The following is a 22,383-nucleotide window of genomic DNA, read 5'->3' as shown; positions in this document are numbered from 1 at the left end:
CCGTTTCCATTGTGTGACCCACATGGCGACGATGCGACCACTGGAGTCAGCGTGAGCCAGCCGAACGGCGGAACCTTCGACATCGTCATCCTCGGTGCCGGCAGCGGCGGGTATGCGGCCGCCCTGCGCGCCGCCGAGCTCGACCTCTCCGTTGCCCTGATCGACAAGGCCGAGCTGGGCGGCACGTGCCTGCACCGGGGCTGCATCCCGACCAAGGCCCTGCTGCACGCCGCCGAGGTCGCCGAGCAGACCCGCGAGGCCGAGCAGTTCGGCATCAAGGCCGAGCTGCTGTCCATCGACATGGCCGGGGTGAACGCGTACAAGGACGGTGTCGTCGCCCGCCTGTACAAGGGTCTCCAGGGCCTGCTCAAGCAAGACAAGATCACCGTTGTCGCCGGCGAGGGCAAGCTCGTCGCCAAGGACACCGTCGAGGTCAACGGCCAGCGCTACACCGGTCGCAACATCATCCTCGCCAGCGGCTCCTACTCGCGCTCCCTGCCCGGCCTCGAGGTCGACGGCAAGCGGGTCATCACCAGCGAGCACGCGCTGCGGCTCGATCGCGTGCCCTCCTCCGCGATCGTGCTCGGCGGCGGCGTGATCGGCGTCGAGTTCGCCAGCGTCTGGAAGTCGTTCGGCGCCGAGGTCACCGTCCTCGAGGCGCTGCCCCGCCTGGTCGCCGCCGAGGACGAGGACATCTCGAAGCAGCTCGAGCGCAACTTCCGCAAGCGGAAGATCAACTTCAAGGTCGGCAAGCCGTTCGAGAAGGTCGAGCACACCGACAACGGCGTGCGCGCGACCATCCAGGGCGGCGAGACGGTCGAGGCCGAGGTGCTGCTGGTCGCGGTCGGCCGCGGCCCTACGACCCAGGGCCTCGGCTACGAGCAGCAGGGCGTCACGCTCGACCGCGGCTTCGTGATCACCAACGAGCGGCTGCACACCGGCGTCGGCAACATCTACGCCGTCGGCGACATCGTCCCCGGCCTCCAGCTCGCGCACCGCGGCTTCGCCCAGGGCATCTTCGTCGCCGAGGAGATCGCGGGCCTGCACCCGGCGGTCATCGACGAGGCCGGCATCCCCCGGGTCACCTACTGCGACCCCGAGATCGCCTCGATGGGCCTGACCGAGGCCAAGGCCAAGGAGAAGTACGGCGCCGACAAGATCTCGACGTTCAACTACAACCTCGGCGGCAACGGCAAGAGCCAGATCCTCAAGACCCAGGGCTTCGTCAAGCTCGTCCGGCTCGACGACGGCCCCGTCCTCGGCGTGCACATGATCGGCGCGCGGATGAGCGAGCAGGTCGGCGAGGCTCAGCTGATCTACAACTGGGAGGCCTTCCCGGAAGAGGTCGCCCAGCTGGTGCACGCCCACCCGACGCAGACCGAGGCGCTCGGCGAGGCGTTCCTCGCGCTCGCCGGCAAGCCCCTGCACGTACACGCCTGATCTTGTCGTTATCGAAGACGTAGCGGTTAAGGAGTTCTGAGAATGCCGGTATCGGTCACCATGCCGCGGCTGGGCGAGAGCGTCACCGAGGGCACCGTCACTCGCTGGCTGAAGCAGGAGGGCGAGCGGGTCGAGGCCGACGAGCCGCTGCTCGAGGTCTCCACCGACAAGGTCGACACCGAGATCCCGTCGCCGGCCGCGGGCGTGCTCACCCGCATCGTCGTCGGCGAGGACGAGACGGCCGACGTCGGCAGCGAGCTCGCGGTCATCTCGGGCGACGGCGAGGACGGCGGCGAGTCGGCGCCCGCCCCGGCCGCGCAGCAGCAGGCGCAGGCCGCCCCGTCGCAGGCCGCCCCGCCGCAGGCCGAGCCCGAGCCGCAGGCCGAGCCCGAGCCGCCCGCCCCGACGACCCCGTCGACCGAGAAGCCGGTCGAGGCCGAGGCGCCCGCGCCGCAGCAGGCCACCGCTCCCGCCCCGTCGGGCGAGGGCACCGAGGTCAAGATGCCGGCGCTCGGCGAGAGCGTCACCGAGGGCACCGTGACCCGCTGGCTCAAGCAGGTCGGCGACAGCGTCGAGGTCGACGAGCCGCTGCTCGAGGTCTCCACCGACAAGGTCGACACCGAGATCCCGTCGCCGGTCGCCGGCACCCTGCTCGACATCAAGGTCGCCGAGGACGAGACGGCCGACGTCGGCGCCGTCCTCGCGGTCGTCGGCGTCGCGGGCGCTGCCCCGGCGGCGGCACCGGCCGCCCCCGCTCCCCAGCAGGCGCCCGCTCCCCAGCAGGCGCCCGCGCCGAAGCAGGAGCAGGCCCCCGAGCCCGAGCCCGAGCCCGCCCCGAAGATCGAGTCGGCGCCCGCGCCGTCGTTCGCCCCCGGCGACTCCTACGCGGAGCCGTCCGCCGAGGCCGAGGTGGCCAAGGACCCGTCGGCGGCCGAGCGCAACGCCGAGCCCGCGGCCGCGTCGTCCACCCCGACCCGCGAGGCCACCCAGGCCAACGGCGCCGGCGACGCCGGTTACCTGACCCCGCTGGTGCGCAAGCTGGCCGCCGAGAAGGGCGTCGACCTGTCCTCCCTGAACGGCACCGGCGTCGGCGGGCGCATCCGCAAGCAGGATGTGCTCGACGCGGCCGAGGCCGCCGAGAAGGCCAAGGCGGCGCCGGCCCCCGCCGCTCAGCCCGCCGCTGCCGCCGCCAGGCCGGCCGCGGCGCCCGCCGCCAAGCCGGCCCCGAGCCCGTTGCGCGGCCGCACCGAGAAGCTGACCCGCACCCGGGCCACCATCGCCCGGCGCATGGTCGAATCGCTGCAGGTCTCGGCCCAGCTCACCACCGTCGTCGAGGTCGACCTGACCCGTGTCGCCCAGCTGCGCAACAAGGCCAAGGCCGATTTCCAGGCCAAGCACGGCGTGAAGCTGACCTACATGCCGTTCCTGACGCTGGCCACCGTCGAGGCGCTCCAGCAGCACCCGGTGGTCAACTCGTCGATCGACGTGGAGGCCGGCACGGTCACCTACCACGACGGCGAGCATCTGGGCATCGCGGTGGACACCCCGAAGGGCCTGATCGTCCCGGTGATCCGCGACGCCGGCGACCTCAACCTCGCCGGGCTGGCCAAGCGGATCGCCGACGTGGCCGAGCGCACCCGCAACAACAAGATCAGCCCGGACGAGATCTCAGGCGGCACGTTCACGCTGACCAACACCGGCAGCCGGGGCGCGCTGTTCGACACGCCGATCATCAACCAGCCGCAGGTCGGCATCCTCGGCACCGGCGCCCTGGTCAAGCGGGCTGTGGTCATCGACGACGCCGAGCTGGGCGAGATCATCGTGCCGCGCTCGATGATGTACCTGGCGCTGAGCTACGACCACCGGATCGTGGACGGCGCCGACGCGGCCCGCTTCCTGGTGACCCTGAAGGAGCGCCTGGAGGGCGGCCACTTCGAGGCCGAACTCGGCCTATAAGACGAATCGCGATCGCCCCGCTGATGAGGAGGCAGCCGATTTTCGTCGCCGTGGGGTTTGCGGCGTCGAAAATCGGCTGCCTCCTCATCAGCGGCGAAGGGGCGATCGCCCGCGGAGCGAAGCGGAGCCAGCCGGCTCAGTTTTGAACGGGTTCATATTCGGGCATCATGAAGACCATGCGGATCCTGATGGCAGGGGCCTCCGGCTTCCTCGGCACGCGCCTGGGCGACCGGCTCGCCGGAGCGGGGCACGAGATCACCCGGCTGGTCCGGCGGCCGGCTCGTTCAGCCGACGAAAAAACCTGGCAGCCGTCGCAGGGCCAGATCGACCCGGCGGTGGTCGCCGCCGCCGACGCGGTGGTCAACCTGTCCGGGGCGAACGTCGGGACGCACCGCTGGACCGCCCACTACCGCGGCGTGCTGCGCTCGAGCCGCATCGACACCACCGGCGCCCTGGCCCGCGCCATCAAGCAGCTGCCCGCCGCCGACCGCCCGCGCCTCATGCTCCAGGCCTCCGGCGTCGGCCGCTACGGCGACACCGGCGACCGGCCCACCACCGAGGAGGCGCCGGCCGGCAACACGTTCCTGGCCGACATGTGCCAGGTCTGGGAGGCCGCGGCCCGCCCCGCCGAGGACGCCGGCGCCCGGGTCGTGCTGCTCCGCACCGCGCCCCTGCTGGATGGCGGCGGCGGCATGCTCAAGCCCCTGATGATCCCGTTCCGGCTGGGCGCCGGCGCCAAGCTCGGCGGCGGCCGGCAGTGGATGGCGTGGATGGCGCTGGCCGACTGGCTCGGCGCGACCGAGTTCCTGCTCGACCGCGATGACGTCGCCGGCCCGGTCAACATGGTCAGCGCCGTGCAATGCACCAACGCCGAATTCACCAAGGCGCTCGGCCGGGCGCTGCACCGCCCGGCGGTTCTGAGCGTGCCCGGCTTCGCGCTCGACCTGGCGCTGGGCGGTCTGGCCGAGGAGTTGCAGATCAGCCAGAGGGTCGTTCCCGCAGTCCTCGAAAAGGCCGGTTTTCACTGGTCGTATCCGGACATCGACGCTGCCTTGCGTGTCGCGGTCGATACTTCACACTAGGTGAGCGGCCTCCGCTTGCTAACCTGCCGCTGATGTCTGTCGCCGCGCCCGCCCCCCAAGCCACCGAGGACCGCCCGGCCACGCCGCGGCCGGTCCCGCTTCTCCGCCGATGGCGGCCCCACCTTCTCGTGGCGGTGGTCGCGCTCGGCCTCGCGCTGTACGTGACCCACGGTTTGTGGCGGCAGCCGTACACCCGCGTGCTCGGCGAGAACGTCGGCGACCAGGCCTTCTTCGAGTGGGTGCTGGCGTACGGCGTACATGTGCTGCGCGACGGCGGCAATCCGTTCTTCACGACCATGATGAACGCGCCGCTCGGGGTGAATCTGGCGGCGAACACGTCGATCACCGTGGACGCGGTTCTGTTCGCGCCGCTGACGATCCTGGCCGGCCCGCAGGTCACGTTCGCGACGGTCCTCACACTCAACCTGGCCGGCTCCGCCTTCGCCTGGTACCTGTTCCTCAACCGCTGGGTGACCCGCAACCGGGCCTCGGCCGCGATCGGCGGGTTGTTCTGCGGCTTCGCGCCCGGCTTCGTCTCGCACGCCAACGGCCACCTCAACTGGACCTCCGGCTGGATCGCCCCGCTGGTGCTCTGGTGGCTGCTGAAGCTGAGCCAGAAGGGGCGCTGGCTACGCAACGGCGTGATCCTCGGCGTGATCCTCGGCGGCGGGTTCACCGTCGCCGCCGAAGGGCTGTTCTTCACCGCGCTGGCCGGCGGCGTCTTCGTGATCGCCTGGTCGGCGCCCCGCGCGCACCGGGCCGAGGCGCGGCAGACGCTGCCGACCGTGCTGGCCGGGCTCGGCGTCGCCGGCGTGGTGGCGTTCGCGCTGCTGGCGTACCCGTTGTACATGCACTTCGCGGGGCCGCAGACGTTCGCCGGGACGGGATTCAACCAGCGGCACTACGCCGAGGACATCGCGGCGTATTTCTCCTACTCCGACCGCACCCTCGCGGCCAAGGTCGGGCTCGGCAACAACCTCGCGGCCAACTCCACCGAGCAGACGTCGTTCTTCGGTCTGCCGCTGATGATCCTGCTCGTCGCGGCGTTCGTGCTGCTCTGGCGGCGGGCCGCCCCCGGGCGCCGGGCGACGCTGCTGGCGCTCGCGATCACCGGCGTCGTCTTCATGGTGATCTCCTTCGGGCCGCGGCTGCGGATCTTCGGGAACGAGACCGACATCCCGCTGCCGTACGCGCTGCTCCAGCGCCTGCCGCTGTTCGATTCCGCCCTGCCGCTGCGGTTCTCGCTGGTGCTCGTCGGCGTCTTCGGCGTGATCCTCGCGATGCTCGCCGACCTGCTGCTCGACCGGGCGGACGCGCCGAACCCGGCGCACGCCCCGTTCGCGGCCGCGCTCGCCTTCGCGCTGCTGCCGCTCTTCCCGCTGCCGCTGCTCACGTCGCCGCGCGCGCCCGAGCCGAAGTTCCTCTCCAGCGGCGACTGGAAGCGGTACGTGCCCGAGGGCGGGACGCTCACGGCGCTGCCGTTCGCGATCAACGTGGCCGCCGATTCCCAGCGCTGGCAGGCGTACACGATGGCTCGTGGGGGTCGGCAGTTCCGGATGCCGGACGGGTATTTCCTCGGTCCCGATGTCGGCGGAGCCGACGAGAAGGGCCGCATCGGCGCGGTGCCACGCCGCACCGACTGGCTGTTCCTGCGCGCCGCGCTGTACGGCTACGTGCCGGAGCTGACGAACTGGGACCGGGCGACGTCGCGGGCCGACTTCGAGTACTGGGGCGTCGACGCGGTGTTCCTGCCCGCCGAGATCACCGGCGCTCGGGGGATGCTGTACCGCTCGGCGGTCGAGCTCACCGCGACCGACCTGCTGGGTGAGCCCGAGCGGGTCGACGACGTGCTGGTGTGGCGCATCCGGCCGGGCGTGGATCCGATCGATCGTTGACGCGGGGTTATCTTGGGGGCGTGACAACCTCCACGCTCACCGTGCTGCGTCCCGGTCTGGTCGACTACCGCGAGGCCTGGACCGAGCAGCGCCGCCTGCACGACGCCGTGGTGGCGGGCGACCAGCCCGACACCGTCCTGCTGCTGGAACACCCCAGCGTCTTCACCGCGGGCAAGCGCACCGAGCCCGCCGACCGCCCGATGGACGGTACCCCCGTCGTCGACGTCGACCGCGGCGGCAAGATCACCTGGCACGGGCCGGGCCAGTTGGTCGGGTACCCGATCCTCCGCCTGGCCGACCCCGTCGACGTCGTGGCCTACGTACGCCGGGTCGAGCAGCTGCTGATCAACGTGTGCGCCGAGCTCGGCGTCGCCACCGACCGGGTCGAGGGGCGCAGCGGCGCCTGGGTCCTCGCCGACGACCGCGGCCCCGACCGCAAGATCGCGGCGATCGGCATCCGGGTGGCGCGCGGGGTGACCCAGCACGGGTTCGCGCTCAACTGCGACTGCGACCTGTCGGCGTACGACCGGTTCGTGCCCTGCGGAATCCGCGACGCCGGGGTGACGTCGCTGAGCGCCGAGCTCGGCCGGGACGTCCCGGTGGCCGAGGTGCTGCCGGTGGTCGAGAAGCACCTGCCTACGCTGCTCTGATGGCTCTCTATCGCGATCCGCGCGACCGCCGGGTCTTCGTGCCCAAGAAGGGCGGCGGGGTGGCGCTCAACTTCGGCCACTCCATCGCCTGGGTCATCCTGGTCCTCACCACGATCATCCCGCTCGCGATCGTCCTCATCGTGACCATCGGCGTCCTCACCTGAGCCATCCGGCGATCTTGATAAGTTTGCCTGGGCCTGCGCGCCGCGACGATGATGTGTCGATGTCGTCGAGTTGGCCCGGCGCGGTGGATCTGATCGGCGTGTGTTTTGACGGTTCGGGGCGAGCCCGCGGTCAAGCGCAGGCGGCGCCCGTGCTTCGCGAGGCGGGACTGGCCAGGGCGCTGCCCGACGGGACCATGACGGCCGACGTCACGACACCGGCGCCCGACCCGACCCGAGGCGCCGGCACGTTCACGAACGAAGCCGCGCTGCTGGCCATGATCGACGGTGTCTACGGCAGCGTCCGCAACTCGCTCGTCGAGCAGCGCTTTCCGCTGCTCTACGGCGCGGACTGCGCCGTTCTGCTGGGCGCCCTCCCGGCGCTGCGTGACGAGCAGGGCGCCGCCGGCCTGCTCTTCATCGACGCCCACGAGGACGCGACCACCATGGATTCCTCGCCCGACGGCGAGGCCGCCAACATGGAGATCGCGCTCCTGCTCGGGCTCACCGGTCACGATGCCCCCGAGTCGATGCGACGTCGCCTGCCCGCGGTCGACCCCGACGCGATCGTGATGCTCGGTCAACGCGACGAAAGTTACCGCCGGGCCATCGCGGTCCCCTCCATCGCGGAACGCGTGCGACTGCACCCGGCAGAGGTTGTGCACGGGCAGGCCGCTCAGCTCGCCACCGAGGCCACCGAGCACCTCGACCGGACTACTCCCGGCTGGTGGGTCCACATCGACCTCGACGTTCTCCACCGCGACGAGTTCTCGGCCTGTGCCGCGGCGAGCGACCCGACCATGCCCGGCGGACTCAGCTGGAATGAGCTCACGACCATCGTCCGCCGAGCCCTGAGCAGCCCGAAATGCCGAGGACTGGGCGTAGGCGTCTACAACACCGACCTGGACCCCGACCAGCGAGCGGCCCGACGCATCGTGCAGTTCCTCGACGAGCTCGCCAACGGCTGAACCGGCGTCAGGGCACCGTGAAGCGCCAGACCGTCACCGTCGGGGCGCCGGTCAGGCAGGCCAGCCACTCCCCGGCCGTCGCGCATTCCCCCGGCGCGCCCAACGGCAGCACCCCCAGCGATCCGCCGTCCTCGAGCCGGGTCACCACCGTGCGCTCGCCGTCGAAGCGCAGCAGCAAGTCGCCCGCCAGCTCCCCGCGCCCCAGCTCCGAGCGCACCGTGCCGGTCACCGGATCGATCCACGCCACCCGCGAGTCGGCGCCCACCGCCAGCCCGTCCGGCCCGATCGAGCGCCACCGCGGGCTGGTCCACCGCACCTGGCCGGTGGCCGGGTCGAGCGCGCTCGCCCCGCGCTCGCCGGTCACGCAGATCAGCGGGCCGCAGGGGTTGAGCCACTGCGGCGCGAGGATCCGGGCGCGCCAGCGCGGGGTGAGCTCCGGCATCCCGTACGCGGCGACGAAGGTCTGCGAGTGCAGGTAGAGCGCGTCCCCGACGATCTCCGCCGTGCTCAGATCGAGCGCGTTGCCGATGCCCCACGCGTACGGATCCACGCCCAGATCCCGCCCGTTCGACACCGGTGTGCCGTCGGCGACCGAGTACGCCGTCCCCCGGCCCTGCCGGTCGACGGCGAGCACGTACCGGCGCGCGGCATCGACCTCGAGCGCCAGCGCCGAAGCCTCCCGCTGCCACCGGACCCGCCCGTCGGCGAGGTCGGCCATCCGGAGCACCCCGTCGCCGCCGCCGTCACCGAACTGCCAGTAGACGATGCGGTCGCCGAGCACCTGGGCCACGCTGAAGTTGTCGGTGCGCCAGCGCTCCCGGCCCGTCCGCGCGTCCAGCAGCGTGATCCCGCCCTGCTCCCCCCGCCACACGGCCAGCGTCGAGCCGCCGCCCTCCAGCCTGAGCTGGGGCCGCTGCACGGTCAGCGCGGTCCGCCACCGCGGGCCGCCGGCCGTCAGCGGAGCGGCCTGCACCCCGGTCGCGTCCACCGTGTAGAGCGCGTCCGCGGCGAGCAGGTGCGCCGTGACCGTCCGCGTCCCGGTGTCCATCGCCGTGCCGATGCGGGCCCGCTCCGATGGCGCCGCCCCGCCGATCGCCAGCAGGAGCAGCACCATCGGAACGGCCTTGAGCACCCCGAGCCGCGGCCGCGACGACGGCGGCGCCGCATCGAGGTCGATCAGCACGGCAACAATCTACGGCGCGATCCGGTGCAGGTCGCGCGGGAACGCGGTCACCTCCCGCACGTTCGCCACCCCGAGCAGCCGCGCCACCAGACGTTCCAGGCCGATCGCCCAGCCGCCGTGCGGCGGCATCCCGTACCGGAATCCGTCGAGATATCCCTCGTACGGCTCGAGCGGCTCGCCGGCCGCGGTCAGCGCGGCCACGTAGTCGTCGTACCGGTGCAGCCGCTGCCCGCCGGTCACGATCTCGAGACCGCGGAAGAGCAGGTCGAACCCGTTCGAGTACGCGGGCGCCGCCGGGTCGGGATGCGTGTAGAAGGGCCGCTTCCGCATCGGGTAGCCGGTCACGTACAGGAACTCGGAGTCGTGCTCGCGCAGCACCCACTCGCCCAGCGCCCGCTCGTACGCCGGCGTCATGTCGCCCTCGCCTTCCGGGGCGCCCACGATTCGCAACGCCTCGGCGAACGACACCGACGGGATCTCCGACGGCACCTTGGGCGCCTCGACGCGGGCACTGTCGGCGACGGTTGCCATCATCACGCCCAGTGTGCGGGTGAGGGTCGCCATCACGTCGCGATGGTCGGTCACGAAGCCCATCTCGGCGTCGAGCGACGTGTACTGGGCCAGGTGGCGGGCGGTGTCGCTGGGCTCGGCGCGGAACACCGGGCCGACCTCGAAGACCCTCTCGAAGACGCCGACCATCAACTGCTTGTAGAACTGCGGCGACTGCGCCAGGTAGCCGGGGCGACCGAAGTAGTCGATCCGGAACACGTCGGCGCCGGACTCGGTCGAGGATCCCACGATCTTGGGCGTGTGGATCTCGACGAAACGGTGCTCGGTCAACGCCGTACGAAATCCGGCGGAAGCCGCGGCCGCGACCCGCAACGCCTGCCGCCGCACCGGATGTCGCAGCGAAAGCGCGGCATGGTCGAGCTGGGTGGGCAGACTCGCGCCGAGCGTGGGGCGATGTGTTTCGAACGGCAGAGGTACGTCCACAGCGGACAGCACCCGGATGCTCGGCGAGGTCAGCTCGACCCCACCCGGCGCCTGCTCGTTGGGGGTGACCGTGGCGACGATCTCGACCACGCTCTGCTCGGTCAGCGCCTCGGCCTCACTGTGCCGCACGACAACCTGGGCGAGACCCTCGGCGTCCCGGACGATCAGGAAGGACACCGATTTGAGCATTCGCCGGCGGTGTACCCAGCCGGCGATGGTCACGGTCTCGCCCGCGTGCGCGGCGAGCTCGGTGGAGAGGATGCGTTGCATTGGTGGAACCTCCTCTGGTGTCTGCAACGCGGCCCCAGGGAGGTGTGGGCGAGCGGGATCCTCGCGGTGCCACCACACCTTCGCGCCCGTTTTGTGCGGGCGCCTCTTTGGTCTTGCCCGGCTCGGGACTGTCTTCACACCCCGGCGCGCGGGCCATCCTTCACAGCTGCCGGACGGCTCTCTCGGCCGGCGGATCGGGGTGCTACTCGGTTCCTTCACAGCCGTTCGCGGCAGGTTAACGGCAGGCAACGGGCAAGGAAAGCGAATTACCAGCATGCGGAGTGAGCGCGGTCACATCGCGGGCCGAGTGAGCCTCGTCGCCCCTGTCTAGGCAGCGACCTATTCAGGCGTAATCTCGGGGCTGTGACTATTGCTCCCGAGGGCCGCCGCATGCTGCGCATCGAAGCGCGCAACGCCGAAACTCCCATCGAGCGGAAGCCGCCGTGGATCAAGGTCAAGGCCAAGATGGGCCCGGAATACACCCAGATGCGGGGCCTGGTGCAGAAGGAAGGCCTGCACACGGTCTGCCAGGAGGCGGGCTGTCCCAACATCTACGAGTGCTGGGAAGATCGCGAGGCTACCTTCCTGATCGGCGGCGACCAGTGCACCCGCCGGTGCGATTTCTGCCAGATCGACACGGGTAAGCCGGCCGAGTTCGACGCCGACGAGCCGCGCCGGGTCGGCGAGTCCGTCGCCACCATGGGCCTGCGGTACGCGACGGTCACCGGCGTCGCCCGCGACGATCTGCCCGACGGCGGCGCCTGGCTGTACGCCGAGACCGTCCGCCAGATCCACAAGCTCCAGCCCGGCTGCGGCGTCGAGCTGCTGATCCCCGACTTCAACGCCGACCCGGCCCAGCTGGCCGAGGTCTTCGGCAGCGAGCCCGAGGTGCTGGCGCACAACGTCGAGACGGTCCCGCGCATCTTCAAGCGCATCCGCCCGGGCTTCCGCTACGAGCGCTCCCTCGACGTGATCACCCAGGCCCGCGCGGCCGGCTTGGTCACCAAGAGCAACCTGATCCTCGGCATGGGCGAGGAGCGGGCCGAGATCTCCCAGGCCCTGCGCGACCTGCACGCCGCGGGGTGCGAGCTGTTGACGATCACGCAGTACCTCCGGCCGACGCCTCGGCACCACCCGGTCGAGCGGTGGGTCAAGCCGGAAGAGTTCGTCGAGCTTCGCGAGGAGGCCGAGCAGATCGGCTTCGCCGGCGTCATGAGCGGGCCGCTGGTCCGCTCGTCGTACCGCGCCGGGCGTCTCTACAAGCAGGCCCTCGAGGCCCGCGGCTAAGACCCCTTACGCATCCGATGCCCCGGCCTCAGGCCGGGGCATCGCTGTCTGTCCGGGGTGATTCGCGACACCCCCGATCCGGACGGCCGTCCCGATCTCCACCCCGACGGCGACTTATCGGGCTTGCCCCTTTTATTCAGGCGATCACGCAGCGTGATCGGCCCTTGGCAATGCCCATCAACCCTGCCTAACCTCGACCAGTCGGGACAAACCAACCCGGCGGGGAGATGCAGACCCGGGCCGAGCCTCACTTCGGTCACCGTTCCACGGCCCGGCGAGTCAGTGGTGAGACCGCCCCCAGACGACCAACGTTGGGGGCCGAACCGTGCGCCGGTTGCTGCTCGTCCTGGCCGGCATGGCATCCGCCCTGGCCCTCTCGGCCGCCCCCGCGGCGGCGACCGGCGTCTCGGCCTCCACCAAGGCCGCAGCCTGTGTCTCGTCCTCGACGGCCACCTACCGCCATTCCTTCAACGGCGCGGCCGGCACCCTGACGATCACCGCGACCCACCCCCTCTGCGCTGGTCAGTCGCAGCCCGTGACCCTGGCGTCCTACACCGCGTCCGGAGCGCCCGGCACGGCGGCGAGCCAGTTCATCTACGACTCCGCCGGCGGCACGATCACCTCGGCGAAGCGCAGCCTGACGCTCAGGGTCGCCGTCCCCGCCTGCTATGCCCAGGTCGACGCGTTCTTCGGCACCGCCATCCAGACCGAGGCCACCAGCACTGCGGCCCCCTACGCCACCGCCAAGCTGGGCTCGAAGTCGGGCTTGGGAGCCCGCTCTACCGGCGCCCTGGCCTGGCACACCGGCGGGGCGACCGCGTGCGCCCCCGCCCCCACGATCACCTACGCCATGGCCTGCGACGGCACCTTCACCGCCACCCTGGCGAACGCCGCCGACGCCAACGCCACGGCCGTCTTCATGACGGGAAGCCGCCGCATCCGCCTGTCCCCCGGCCGCTCCACCAGCATCAAGGTCGCCAAGTCACAGACGCTGACCGTCCGCGACAGCAGCTTCACCACCCACGTGGCCGCCTGGCGCGCCCCCACCACCTGCACGGTTTCGCCGACCGCGGGCCCCACCCGGGCCGCCACCCCGCAGATCCCGGCGACCCGGCCGACGACCACGGGCCCCGCAACGGTCTCCCCTTCGCCTTCGGCCTCACCGTCGAGCTCGCCCGGCCCCACCTACACCGAGGCCCCCGCCGTCTATGCCACGTTCCCCGACGACACGACCGCTTCGACGGCGCTGTCCAAGACCGGCATGGGCACCGGCAGCATCATCGCCATAGCCATCGGCCTGCTGATGATCGGAACCGGCGTAGCGGCCATCACCTACCTGGTCCGCCTCAACCGCAGCCTCGCCTGAACCGCAGCCTCGCCTGAACCGCAGCCTCGCCTGAGCCGCAGCCTCGCCTGAACCCGCGCCAAGCCTCGGCCCCGTCCCGACACCGAGCCCGCCCGACGCCCAGCTCGCCCCGAGGCACCATTACCCGGCGCGGCCCGCTCAGTCGTCGAGCAGCCCCAGCCGATGGGCGACGGCCGCTGCCTCGCCCCGATTGGCCACCTCGAGCTTCGCGATGATCCGCGAAACGTGCACCGACGCCGTCTTGGGCGATATGTACAGACTTGCGGCGATTCGGCCGTTGCTCTGCCCCTCGGCCACGAGCCGCAGCACTTCCCGTTCCCGGGCCGTCAAGATCTCCGTCCCCGCCGCCACCGCCACGGCCGCCCCCGGCGATCGCAGCCCCAGCCGCCGGGCCAGCGTGTCGGCCGCCTCCAGCAGCGGCGCCGCCCCCAGTTCGTCGGCGATCGCGTTGACCTCGCTCAACGTCTCGGCCGCCACCCCGCGCGACGACGCCTGCGCCTCGGCGAGCCCGAGCAGCGCCGCCGCGAGCTCGTACCGATGCCCATCGGCCCGCCAGGCCTCCGCGGCGGCCCGCCACCGCTCCTCGCCGCCGCCCAGCACCGCGTCGACCTGGGCCGCATAGGCCATTTCGGCCGGGTAGAGGCGCGGCAGCCGTCCCGCGACGTCCGCGATCTTCCGTGCCAGCTCTTCCTCACCCGGCGCCGCCATCGCGGCCCGGGCCGACGACAGCAGCATCGGCCACCCGTACCGGGGTCGCTCGAACACACACGGCTCCACCACTGCCGCCCGCGCGACCTCGGCCGCCGCGACCGGATCTCCCGATTCCAGCGCCATCAGAATGCGCAGATCTTGCAGGTAGAGCCGGTTCTCGGCCTGCACATACGGCTTACCCAGCCACATCGCGGCCCGGTGGACCAGCGTTTCCGCCCCGTCGGTTCCCCGCGCCAGCCGCAGCCAGGCCCGCAGCCGCAGCCACGGCAGCGCCAGCCGCCCCGGCGGGTCATGTCGGGCGGCCTCGGCCAGCCGCGCGTCGGCCTCGTTCCACCGCCCGAGCGCGATCAGCGCCTCGGCGTGGTTGGCCAGCAGGAACACCCCGGTCGTCCGGCTGACCCCGATCCGGTCGGCGTCCGGAACCCCCTCGGCGGCCGTCGCCGCGGACTCTTCGTAGCGCCCGAGCTCGTAGAGCGAATCGGAGATGTTGACCAGCGAGTGCGAGAGGCTGGACAGGTCGCCGGCCGCCCGGGCGCGCTCGGCCGCCGCGTACATCGTCGGCAGCGCCTCCTCGGGCGGCATCCGCCCCGCGCACACCTCGCCGAAGATCACCTCGGCCGCGACCAGCGTCGCCAGATCGCCCTCGTCGGCGGCGGCCGTCTTGGCCTCCTGCGCGATCTCGGTGGCCCGTTCCCCGTCGATGCCCGAGTAGACGTGCGCAAGGTCGGCCAGCAGCCGCACCCGGCCGGGACCGTGCGGCGCGAGCCCGAGCAGCCGATGCGCCTCTCGACACTCGGCCGCCCCGTCGCTCTTGCCCGCGTTGCGCAGCAGCTTGGCCCGCCGCAGCAGCAGGCGGGCCGCGCGCATCGGCTCGGCCTCGGCGTCGAGGTCGCCGAGGGCGACCCGGGTCAGGGTGAGCGCCCGCATGTGGTCGCCGGAGTCGATGGCGACCATCGCCGCCTCTTCCAGCAGGTCGAGGTGCCCGATCCCGAGCAGCGTCGCGGCCTCGGGCACGTCTTCCCACAGCTCCAGCACGCGGTCGAGGAGACCGGCCTGCTCGCCGTACGCGAAGCTGTGCCCCGCCTCGTCAGCCGCCTTCTTGGCCGAGACCAGCGCCCGCGCGTGATCGCGCGCGGCGTGCCAGTGGTGGGCGATCTCGGCCGGGGCCCGCCCGGCCGACACCAGCGACGGATCTTGCTCGACCGCCTCGGCGTAGCGCGCGTGCATCCGGGCGTGCTCGCCCGGCAGCAGGTCGTCGTGGACGGCCTCGCGCACCAGCGCGTGCCGGAACTCGTAGCCGCCATCGGGGTCGAACACGATCAGCTGGGCCGCGACGACGGACCGCAGCGCCGACTCGAGGGCGCCCTCGTCCATCCCGGCGACCCGGAAGAGCAGGTCGTGCCCGAACTTGGTGCCGCCGACCGCCGCCACCCGCAGCACCCGCTGGGCCGGCTCGGGCAGCAGGTCGACCCGGGAGAGCAGCAGGTCGCGCAGGCTGGTCGGGATGTCGCCGCAGGCGGGGTCGGCGGCCGCCGCGAACTGCTCGATGAAGAAGGGGTTGCCCTGGGCGCGCTCGTTGACCGCGTCGACCGTGGCGTCGCGCGGCTCGGCGCCGAGGATCTGGGTGAGCATCTCGGCCGTGCCCTCGCGGTCGAGCCGGCCCAGTTCGTGCCGCTGCACGCCGCGCACCCGGTCGAGCTCGGCCAGGAACGGCCGCAGCGGATGCCCGCGCTGCAGCTCGTCGGTGCGGTAGGTGCCGATCAGCAGCATCTGCGGCACCCGGGCCGAGCGCACCAGGAACGCGATGAGGTCGCGGGTGGCGCGGTCGGCCCAGTGCAGGTCTTCGATGATCAGAACGACGGGCTGCTCGCCCCCGACTCTTTCGAGCAGCGCGCCGACCGATTCGAAGAGCAGGCCGCGACGGGCATCGCCGGGCTCGGGCGGCGGGCCGAGCTCGGGCAGCAGCCGGGCGAACTCGCGCTCGCGCCCGTCGAGCACGGCCATGCCCTCGGAACGCACCAGCTCGCGGACGGCGGCGGCGAACGGCGCGAAGGGCAGGCCTTCCTCGCCGAGCTCGAGACACTGGCCGGTCAGCACCCGCACCGGCTCGCCGGCGAGGCCGCGGCGGAACTCTTCCATCAGCCGGGTCTTGCCCACCCCCGCCTCGCCGCCCACCAGGACGGTGGACGGCTCGGCGGAACGGGCTCGTTTCAGCGCATCGCGCAGCGCGCCCAGGTCGGCCTCTCGGCCGACGAGGACCTCGCTGTGCGCGTGTGCCGTCATGAGGTCGAGCATGCCATGGGGGTACGACAAGAATCGCGTCCCTTTTTCGGCGCTCATGCGGTGGCGGTCACGTGGCCCCCACGCCCCTTCTGTTCCTTGCTCCGCCACCTTCCGAAGCGGCGCGGCCGATTGGCCTGGGCGGTCCGGGCGCGCTCGTGATCGGCGGCTACGCGGATCATCTCGGCCACCCGCTGGCGGTGCAGGTCGAGGGTCGTGTTCGGGTCGCTGTAGGGGAACATCCCGGGCTGCCTTTCGAAGAGGTCGTTCGCTGATGTCATCGACTCTTCGCCCGAAGGCACCCCCCACACATGAGGCAGCCTCCTCATTTCCTCCCCCGTACCCTCCTTACTAGGGCTCTCGGCAGGTGCCCGGCCCGCGTAAGGCACCACCGCACCACTACACTTCCGAGTTATGGCACAAGCGCAGGAGAAGGTGTCGTTCGTCGAACGCCTGAAGCAGATCGGTCAGGTGTTCTCGTTCACGGCAAAGCAGGACAAGTGGTTCGTTCCGCTGCTCGTCGCCGCGGTTCTGATCCCGGTCGCGCTCACCGTGCTCGTCGTTCTCCTGACGGGTGGCTACATCTGGATCCCGGTCGGCCTCATGGTCACCCTGCTGGCCGCCGTGATCGTGCTCAACCTGCGGTCCAACACGGCGATGATGAATGTCGCCGAGGGCCAGGCCGGCGCCGCGGCCCAGCTGGTCGAGAACATGCGCGGCGACTGGCGCGTCCGCCCCGCCGCCAGCTCCACCACCAGCTTCGACATGGTGCACGTGGTGATCGGCCGCCCCGGCGTGATCCTGCTCGCCGAGGGCAACCCGCAGCGCGTCCGTGGCCTGCTCGGCCAAGAGAAGAAGCGCCTGTCCAAGGTGATCGGCAACGCCCCGCTCTACGACTTCGTCGTGGGCACCGAGGAAGGCCAGCTCTCGGTGCGCAAGCTGCGCTCCACGCTGATGCGCCTGCCGCGCAACCTCACGGGCAAAGACGTCAACGCTCTCGACAAGCGCCTCGGCGCCCTCATGGCCCGCCCCCAGATGCCCAAGGGCGCGATCCCGAAGAACATGCGGCCTGCGAAGGGCGCGTTCCGCCAGCAGCGCCAGAGATAAACCCCGATTTCGTACGCGGTGAGCACCGTCCCACGCCGAAACGCGGGCCGTTCCCGCCTCACTGAGCCCGCCGCACCGCCGCCGCCATGACCGACCCGGCCGCCCGGTCGTGCAGCCCCCGACCGTCCCCATCGGAGATCATCGCGGGGATGAGCAGCCCCAGCAGCACCCCGCGCAGCAGCGCCCGCGGAATCCCGATCGCCCCGCCGTCCGCCATCGACACGCACCTGACCCGGGCCAGCGTCATCCCGAGCGTCTGTCCGAAGAGGCCGACGAAGAACGCGTGGGCGAGCACGAAGACGATCAGCTGCGGCCACGGGTTACGGGCCAGGCTGTCGACCAGGAAGCTGGCGACCAGCGTGGCCGCGGCCCAGTCGATCAGCAGCCCCACCAGCCGCCGCCCGAACGACGCCACCTCGGTGGTGGTCAGATCGAGCGCGGGTGGCTTCGGGTCGCTGGTGGTGGCCATGAGGCCAGCGTAACCGGGGAGGTTTCGGCGACCGGGCGCGCAGGCGGTGACGACGCGATAGCCTCGCAGGGATCGCGGCCTGCTAGCCGACTCCGTAACACGACGGAAACAATAGGGATACGCCTGGGCAACTCCCGCCCCATAGCGTCGCGACCAGCCTAGCCACGCGGCGGATCCACGCCGCCCGGTAACGAATCATGTGCCAGGAGGACGTGTTGTTCGCCAATCCCGAGGAACTCCTGCGATACCTCAAGGACGAGGACGTCAAGTTCGTCGACGTACGGTTCTGTGACCTTCCCGGTGTGATGCAGCACTTCAACACCCCGGTGGAATCGTTCGACGACAGCGTCATCACCGACGGTCTCGCCTTCGACGGTTCGTCCATCCGAGGGTTCCAGGCCATCCACGAGTCCGACATGATGCTGCTGCCGGACGTCACGACGGCCTTCATCGACCCGTTCCGTCAGCAGAAGACGCTGGCGCTGAACTTCTTCATCCACGACCCGTTCACCCGCGAGGCCTACTCGCGTGACCCGCGGAACGTGGCGAAGAAGGCCGAGACCTACCTGGCCTCCAGCGGCATCGCCGACACCGCGTACTTCGGCGCCGAGGCGGAGTTCTACATCTTCGACTCGATCCGCCACTCGACCGGCCCCAACGAGGCGTTCTACCACATCGACTCGATCGAGGGCGCCTGGAACTCGGGCCGCGAGGAAGAGGGCGGCAACCGCGGCTACAAGACCGCGTACAAGGGCGGCTACTTCCCGGTGGCGCCGCTCGACCACTACTCCGACCTGCGCGACTCGATGGTCCGCCGCCTGCTCGAGGCCGGCTTCACCGTCGAGCGCTCGCACCACGAGGTCGGCACCGCGGGCCAGGCCGAGATCAACTACAAGTTCTCGACCCTGCTGCACGCCGGCGACCAGATGCAGCTGTTCAAGTACATCATCAAGAACACCGCCTGGGAGCACGGCAAGACCGCGACCTTCATGCCGAAGCCGCTGTTCGGCGACAACGGCTCGGGCATGCACACCCACCAGAGCCTCTGGCTGGGCGGCGAGCCCCTGTTCTACGACGAGACCGGCTACGCCGGCCTGTCGGACACGGCCCGCTGGTACATCGGCGGCCTGCTCCACCACGCGCCCAGCCTGCTGGCGTTCACCAACCCGACCGTCAACTCCTACCGGCGCCTCGTGCCCGGCTTCGAGGCCCCGGTCAACCTGGTCTACTCCCAGCGCAACCGCTCGGCCTGCACCCGCATCCCGGTGACGGGCAGCAACCCGAAGGCCAAGCGGGTCGAGTTCCGCGTGCCCGACCCGTCGAGCAACCCGTACCTGTCCTTCGCCGCCCAGATGATGGCGGGCCTCGACGGCATCAAGAACAAGATCGAGCCCCCGGCCCCGATCGACAAGGACCTGTACGACCTCCCGCCGGAGGAGTGGGGCAGCGTCAAGCAGGTCCCCGGCTCGCTCGACGCCGTGCTCAACTCCCTGGAGTCCGACCACGAGTTCCTCACGGCCGGCGGCGTCTTCACCGACGACCTGATCTCCACCTGGATCGACTGGAAGCGAACCAACGAAATCGACCCGGTCCGCCTCCGCCCGACCCCGCACGAGTTCGAGATGTACTACAACGTCTGACCTGCTCCACCCTCGTGACCAGCGGAAACGTCTGCTGATCTGATCTTGGGTACAACTCGGGTACAACCTGAGGAACGGCGGTCATGCTCGGCTCCCAGCCGACGTGGCCGCCGTTTCGCGTTTCCCGAGCGCCCCGTCGACCAACGATCGGGTGCGGTCCAGAGCGTCGGGCCACTCGTGGACGTACTCGTTGAGGGTGATCGTCGGTGTGGAGTGGCCGAGTGCCAGCTGCACCGTCTTGACGCTTGCTCCGGCATGGATCAGCAACGTCGCGTAGTAGTGCCGGAGGCCGTGGAATCCCCACCGCATCGGCAGGCCTACCCTCGCCCGTACTGGCGTCCAGGTACGAGAAAAGGTCGACGCGATCACGGGATTGCCGTCTGCCCCACGGAACACGAGCGCAGCAGAACGACGGACTGTGCGACGCGGGTCGGTGTCGTCGTCGACCTCGACAGGACCCGGGACACTCATCAGGTGTTCCCGGAGCGCCGCCGCAACGACGTCCGGAAGTTCCACCGTCCGGGCGTACCGCCTCGATGACATCTTGCAAGATCTTGAGTTGCTGACCGCTTCCGTGTCAAGGAATGATCGCAGGCCGTTGACCTGAGATCAACAGGGGGCCTGAGCTGCGCGGACAAGTCCATCTTCGTCCACGGACGTCCACATGCGTGGAACCTGGTTGTCACTCAGTTAGTCACTCGGCCGCCGTACTCGGCTCGTGCTCGTTCTTCCGGCTCCTTCCGGCGGCATAGTTGGTCGAGCTGTGAGGTGTCGCGCCGGTTGGGCGGTCTCGACTTGGCTGGTCCTCGTTATCATAATGTGCCAATGACTTCGCAGATCGTCGCGGCGATTATCACCGCGCTTGGCTCGACTATCGTCGGCGTCAGTGCTGTCTATTTTGCATGGCGATCGAATAGAGCAATGTTCGAACGCCAACGAAGAGCTTCAGACGAAACCAGGTTGTGGGAGAAGCGATCCGATCTATACGTCGGCCTTCTTGGCTTACTCGAAGAATCGTCGAAATCCTCGGAAAGCTCGTTAAATGCGGGCGAAGTTCAGAAACGCTGGAATGACATTGTCCCACAGCTTGACGCCTTCGGCTCGGAGCTAGTAAGAGACAAAGTTGTCGACTGGATGTTTCCAGAAAACGTAAAAGGTGAGATGGAACCTGATCGCATTCGTAGCAATCTCAAGGGCGAAATCCGAGAGATAATCCGGATGGAACTTCTGCAAGATCTACCTACCTGGTACCGGGAATCTCATGAGGATGCGCTGGCGCGATACAAGCGGACCGACAAGCGCCCGGACTGGCGGTAGCAACGATGACCTCTTGACCCCCAGGCAACCAGCAGCGCTCTTCGACCTTGACGGATACGTTGCTGACCTGCGGCGAAAGTCCTCCGCCGTCCACTGACGTCCAGCGTCAGGCACCCCGGTTGTCACTCAGTTGGTCACTCACCCGCGACCGAGGGAGTCCGGGCGGACCGGTTGGATCAGGTTGCGTGCGAGGTCGATGGGCCTGCGGCGGTCCCGTCCGGCTCGCTGCTGTACAGGGAGATCCGCCGCCCCGGTCCATCACGGTTGCTGTCCTCATTGCTGTTAGGTTCTGATGCGCCCCAGCTTCAAGCGGACCGCCACACAGGACGGAGCCGATAAGACCAGACCACTGATAGCGTTCCAGCAGCACCGCACACGTAGTTGACGGGAGTCCGATGGCTATATGGGAGTCACTCGCACTGGCTGCTGCCGGAGGAGTGATCGGAACCGTTGGAACCTGGGTAGGGGCGCGCACCCAAATACGAGCTGCTGATCGCGCCCGTAATGTGCAGTATGCTCGCGACGACAAATACCGTCTCCACAAGGAACGTATCGAGGCCTATTCCAGGTTCTATATTGCCGCAGGCCGGGTCCGAGCAACCCTTTACTCGAATCCGTTGCCAGACGAGCCAACGAAGCTGGCAGTGCGGCGTGAGCTGTGGGACAAGTTCACAACGATGGTCTTGCTAGCCGAAGCATCGGTGCTGCATGTCGCCAACGACATTCTAGACTATACGGACAGCGTGTTTTGGCGGGGAGAACGCTTCCAGCTCGACATATACGTCGAACTTATCCAGCGTCTCCAAAGAGCGGCCCGAGCAGACGTGATTGGCTTCGCTGATAGTGCGTCCACCTCCCCGGATGTAGTCGTCGGCGGCCCCGAAGTTGACGCGAAGATCCAGGCCGACGAGCCAACGACCCCTCGCTTGTAAGTCTTGGGCGGGTCGTCCGTACTCGTCCGTCCGTGGATGTGACCTCGGACGTTCGTCCGGCAAGACGTCGGCCTGGTCCTCAACGTCCGGGCCGGTTGCTGTCACCGTTGCTGTCAGACCCCCACGTCTCTTCGCCCCAAGCCAATGATCATGGCGGAAGAGCCAGGCGATTCACGTGGGCGTCCTGGACCGGAGTCCTCGCGTCGATACGGCGGTGTTGCGCCTTCATCTCGTGGGACGCTCGCAGTTCGGACTCTAGGTGCGCGGTTCGGCGGCATGATGGTTTTTGGCTGAGCCGTCTGAGCCTCTCCCTATTGCACGCGCTGGGAGAAATCTGGGAGACGACCTTGCGAAGCGCCCCCACCACCGCATGCCTAGACCAACGGAGACCATGCCTGCTACCAGGGCGTATAACAGAACGTCGACGTAGTGGCCCGATCCTGACCTAGTTGACACGTAAGAGGTCGTCAGTTCGGCCGTCCGGATCGGCGAACCGTGCAGCCTCCGGCGGCCGGGGCCGGCTGCCCCGGACCCCGCATTTGGGGCATGCCTCCGGCGGGCACTCAGGGAAGAGGCTCCCCGCCACGCGCCAGAGGCAATCGGGCCGGGGGGGGGGGGGGGGGCCGGGGGGGGGGGGGGGGGCCCCCCCCCCCCCCCCCCCGGGGGGGGCCCCCCC

Annotated in this window: 19 protein-coding genes; 13 read left to right on the top strand and 6 right to left on the bottom strand. The window is 70.0% G+C overall.

Going from position 1 to position 22,383, the window contains the following annotated elements:
* The first annotated feature begins 51 nt into the window (after positions 1-51).
* The 7 genes from lpdA (at position 52) to ACIA5D_RS38255 (ending at position 8,152) form a co-directional block, all read left to right on the top strand.
* Entirely contained in the window at positions 52-1,440 is a 1,389-nt protein-coding gene (lpdA, locus tag ACIA5D_RS38285) for a dihydrolipoyl dehydrogenase (RefSeq protein ID WP_396035382.1), read from the top strand.
* 42 nt (positions 1,441-1,482) lie between these two features.
* A complete protein-coding gene (gene sucB, locus ACIA5D_RS38280) occupies positions 1,483-3,396 on the top strand; it encodes a 2-oxoglutarate dehydrogenase, E2 component, dihydrolipoamide succinyltransferase (protein WP_396035381.1) in 1,914 nt (637 codons plus the stop codon).
* A 176-nt stretch (positions 3,397-3,572) separates the two neighbouring features.
* Entirely contained in the window at positions 3,573-4,478 is a 906-nt protein-coding gene (locus tag ACIA5D_RS38275) for a TIGR01777 family oxidoreductase (RefSeq protein WP_396035493.1), read from the top strand.
* Positions 4,479-4,510: 32 nt separating this feature from the next.
* The gene (locus ACIA5D_RS38270) at positions 4,511-6,373 is read left to right on the top strand and encodes a DUF2079 domain-containing protein (RefSeq protein WP_396035380.1); all 1,863 of its coding nucleotides are present in this window, start codon (positions 4,511-4,513) and stop codon (positions 6,371-6,373) included.
* Positions 6,374-6,393: 20 nt separating this feature from the next.
* Positions 6,394-7,023, top strand: coding sequence for a lipoyl(octanoyl) transferase LipB (gene lipB, locus ACIA5D_RS38265; protein WP_396035379.1), 630 nt, complete (start codon positions 6,394-6,396; stop codon positions 7,021-7,023).
* A complete protein-coding gene (locus tag ACIA5D_RS38260; protein ID WP_396035378.1) occupies positions 7,023-7,187 on the top strand; it encodes a peptide ABC transporter substrate-binding protein in 165 nt (54 codons plus the stop codon). The genes lipB and ACIA5D_RS38260 overlap by 1 nt, the downstream gene beginning before the upstream one ends.
* A gap of 59 nt (positions 7,188-7,246) precedes the next feature.
* Entirely contained in the window at positions 7,247-8,152 is a 906-nt protein-coding gene (locus tag ACIA5D_RS38255; protein WP_396035377.1) for an arginase family protein, read from the top strand.
* Between the two features lie 7 nt (positions 8,153-8,159).
* Here the strand turns inward: ACIA5D_RS38255 and ACIA5D_RS38250 are convergent, their stop codons facing one another.
* Together ACIA5D_RS38250 and aspS are read right to left on the bottom strand one after the other, a co-directional pair.
* On the bottom strand, positions 8,160-9,335 hold the full coding sequence (locus ACIA5D_RS38250; RefSeq protein WP_396035376.1) for a PQQ-binding-like beta-propeller repeat protein: 1,176 nt from the start codon (positions 9,333-9,335) through the stop codon (positions 8,160-8,162).
* Positions 9,336-9,344: 9 nt separating this feature from the next.
* Positions 9,345-10,598 carry an aspartate--tRNA(Asn) ligase gene (gene aspS / locus ACIA5D_RS38245; RefSeq protein ID WP_396035375.1) on the bottom strand — a complete coding sequence of 418 codons (1,254 nt, stop codon included), beginning with the start codon at positions 10,596-10,598 and terminating at the stop codon, positions 9,345-9,347.
* Between the two features lie 390 nt (positions 10,599-10,988).
* On the opposite strand from aspS, the gene lipA reads away from it, so the two are divergent.
* Together lipA and ACIA5D_RS38235 are read left to right on the top strand one after the other, a co-directional pair.
* On the top strand, positions 10,989-11,885 hold the full coding sequence (gene lipA / locus ACIA5D_RS38240; protein WP_396035492.1) for a lipoyl synthase: 897 nt from the start codon (positions 10,989-10,991) through the stop codon (positions 11,883-11,885).
* A 325-nt stretch (positions 11,886-12,210) separates the two neighbouring features.
* Positions 12,211-13,251, top strand: a complete 1,041-nt coding sequence (locus ACIA5D_RS38235; protein ID WP_396035374.1) for a hypothetical protein — start codon at positions 12,211-12,213, stop codon at positions 13,249-13,251.
* 138 nt (positions 13,252-13,389) lie between these two features.
* Here ACIA5D_RS38235 and ACIA5D_RS38230 read toward each other — a convergent pair whose 3' ends face one another.
* Positions 13,390-16,257, bottom strand: coding sequence for an AAA family ATPase (locus ACIA5D_RS38230; protein ID WP_396035373.1), 2,868 nt, complete (start codon positions 16,255-16,257; stop codon positions 13,390-13,392).
* A 41-nt stretch (positions 16,258-16,298) separates the two neighbouring features.
* Positions 16,299-16,523 (bottom strand): hypothetical protein, encoded by a 225-nt coding sequence (locus tag ACIA5D_RS38225; RefSeq protein ID WP_396035372.1) that lies wholly within the window; start codon positions 16,521-16,523, stop codon positions 16,299-16,301.
* Between the two features lie 133 nt (positions 16,524-16,656).
* Here ACIA5D_RS38225 and ACIA5D_RS38220 point away from each other — a divergent pair, with 133 nt between their 5' ends.
* Positions 16,657-17,349, top strand: coding sequence for a DUF4191 domain-containing protein (locus ACIA5D_RS38220; protein ID WP_396035371.1), 693 nt, complete (start codon positions 16,657-16,659; stop codon positions 17,347-17,349).
* Between the two features lie 58 nt (positions 17,350-17,407).
* Here the strand turns inward: ACIA5D_RS38220 and ACIA5D_RS38215 are convergent, their stop codons facing one another.
* The gene (locus tag ACIA5D_RS38215; RefSeq protein WP_396035370.1) at positions 17,408-17,818 is read right to left on the bottom strand and encodes an RDD family protein; all 411 of its coding nucleotides are present in this window, start codon (positions 17,816-17,818) and stop codon (positions 17,408-17,410) included.
* 215 nt (positions 17,819-18,033) lie between these two features.
* Between ACIA5D_RS38215 and glnA the strand changes: the two genes are divergently transcribed.
* Positions 18,034-19,458 (top strand): type I glutamate--ammonia ligase, encoded by a 1,425-nt coding sequence (gene glnA, locus ACIA5D_RS38210; protein WP_396035491.1) that lies wholly within the window; start codon positions 18,034-18,036, stop codon positions 19,456-19,458.
* Positions 19,459-19,539: 81 nt separating this feature from the next.
* Here glnA and ACIA5D_RS38205 read toward each other — a convergent pair whose 3' ends face one another.
* Positions 19,540-20,001 (bottom strand): tyrosine-type recombinase/integrase, encoded by a 462-nt coding sequence (locus ACIA5D_RS38205; protein ID WP_396035369.1) that lies wholly within the window; start codon positions 19,999-20,001, stop codon positions 19,540-19,542.
* 282 nt (positions 20,002-20,283) lie between these two features.
* Here ACIA5D_RS38205 and ACIA5D_RS38200 point away from each other — a divergent pair, with 282 nt between their 5' ends.
* Positions 20,284-20,775, top strand: coding sequence for a hypothetical protein (locus ACIA5D_RS38200; RefSeq protein WP_396035368.1), 492 nt, complete (start codon positions 20,284-20,286; stop codon positions 20,773-20,775).
* A 395-nt stretch (positions 20,776-21,170) separates the two neighbouring features.
* Complete coding sequence (locus ACIA5D_RS38195; protein WP_396035367.1) at positions 21,171-21,707, top strand: hypothetical protein; 537 nt, start codon at positions 21,171-21,173, stop codon at positions 21,705-21,707.
* Positions 21,708-22,383 lie beyond the last annotated feature (676 nt).

The sequence above is a fragment of the Actinoplanes sp. NPDC051513 genome (assembly GCF_044454685.1).
In the GTDB taxonomy this organism is placed as follows: Bacteria; Actinomycetota; Actinomycetes; order Mycobacteriales; family Micromonosporaceae; genus Actinoplanes.
The sequence above is the reverse complement of the archived record's forward strand: the minus strand, read 5'-3'. Positions and strand labels throughout refer to the sequence as shown.

Bases quoted from the DNA above. Each gene is read 5' to 3' on its own strand.
- ACIA5D_RS38215 (WP_396035370.1), bottom strand. From the start codon at position 17,818: ATGGCCACCACCAGCGACCCGAAGCCACCCGCGCTCGATCTGACCACC.
- ACIA5D_RS38200 (WP_396035368.1), top strand. From the start codon at position 20,284: ATGACTTCGCAGATCGTCGCGGCGATTATCACCGCGCTTGGCTCGACT.
- ACIA5D_RS38220 (WP_396035371.1), top strand. From the start codon at position 16,657: ATGGCACAAGCGCAGGAGAAGGTGTCGTTCGTCGAACGCCTGAAGCAG.
- aspS (WP_396035375.1), bottom strand. From the start codon at position 10,598: ATGCAACGCATCCTCTCCACCGAGCTCGCCGCGCACGCGGGCGAGACC.
- ACIA5D_RS38260 (WP_396035378.1), top strand. From the start codon at position 7,023: ATGGCTCTCTATCGCGATCCGCGCGACCGCCGGGTCTTCGTGCCCAAG.
- ACIA5D_RS38270 (WP_396035380.1), top strand. From the start codon at position 4,511: ATGTCTGTCGCCGCGCCCGCCCCCCAAGCCACCGAGGACCGCCCGGCC.
- ACIA5D_RS38230 (WP_396035373.1), bottom strand. From the start codon at position 16,257: ATGCTCGACCTCATGACGGCACACGCGCACAGCGAGGTCCTCGTCGGC.
- ACIA5D_RS38275 (WP_396035493.1), top strand. From the start codon at position 3,573: ATGCGGATCCTGATGGCAGGGGCCTCCGGCTTCCTCGGCACGCGCCTG.
- ACIA5D_RS38225 (WP_396035372.1), bottom strand. From the start codon at position 16,523: ATGACATCAGCGAACGACCTCTTCGAAAGGCAGCCCGGGATGTTCCCC.
- lipA (WP_396035492.1), top strand. From the start codon at position 10,989: ATGCTGCGCATCGAAGCGCGCAACGCCGAAACTCCCATCGAGCGGAAG.
- ACIA5D_RS38205 (WP_396035369.1), bottom strand. From the start codon at position 20,001: ATGTCATCGAGGCGGTACGCCCGGACGGTGGAACTTCCGGACGTCGTT.
- ACIA5D_RS38195 (WP_396035367.1), top strand. From the start codon at position 21,171: ATGGCTATATGGGAGTCACTCGCACTGGCTGCTGCCGGAGGAGTGATC.
- ACIA5D_RS38255 (WP_396035377.1), top strand. From the start codon at position 7,247: ATGTCGTCGAGTTGGCCCGGCGCGGTGGATCTGATCGGCGTGTGTTTT.
- sucB (WP_396035381.1), top strand. From the start codon at position 1,483: ATGCCGGTATCGGTCACCATGCCGCGGCTGGGCGAGAGCGTCACCGAG.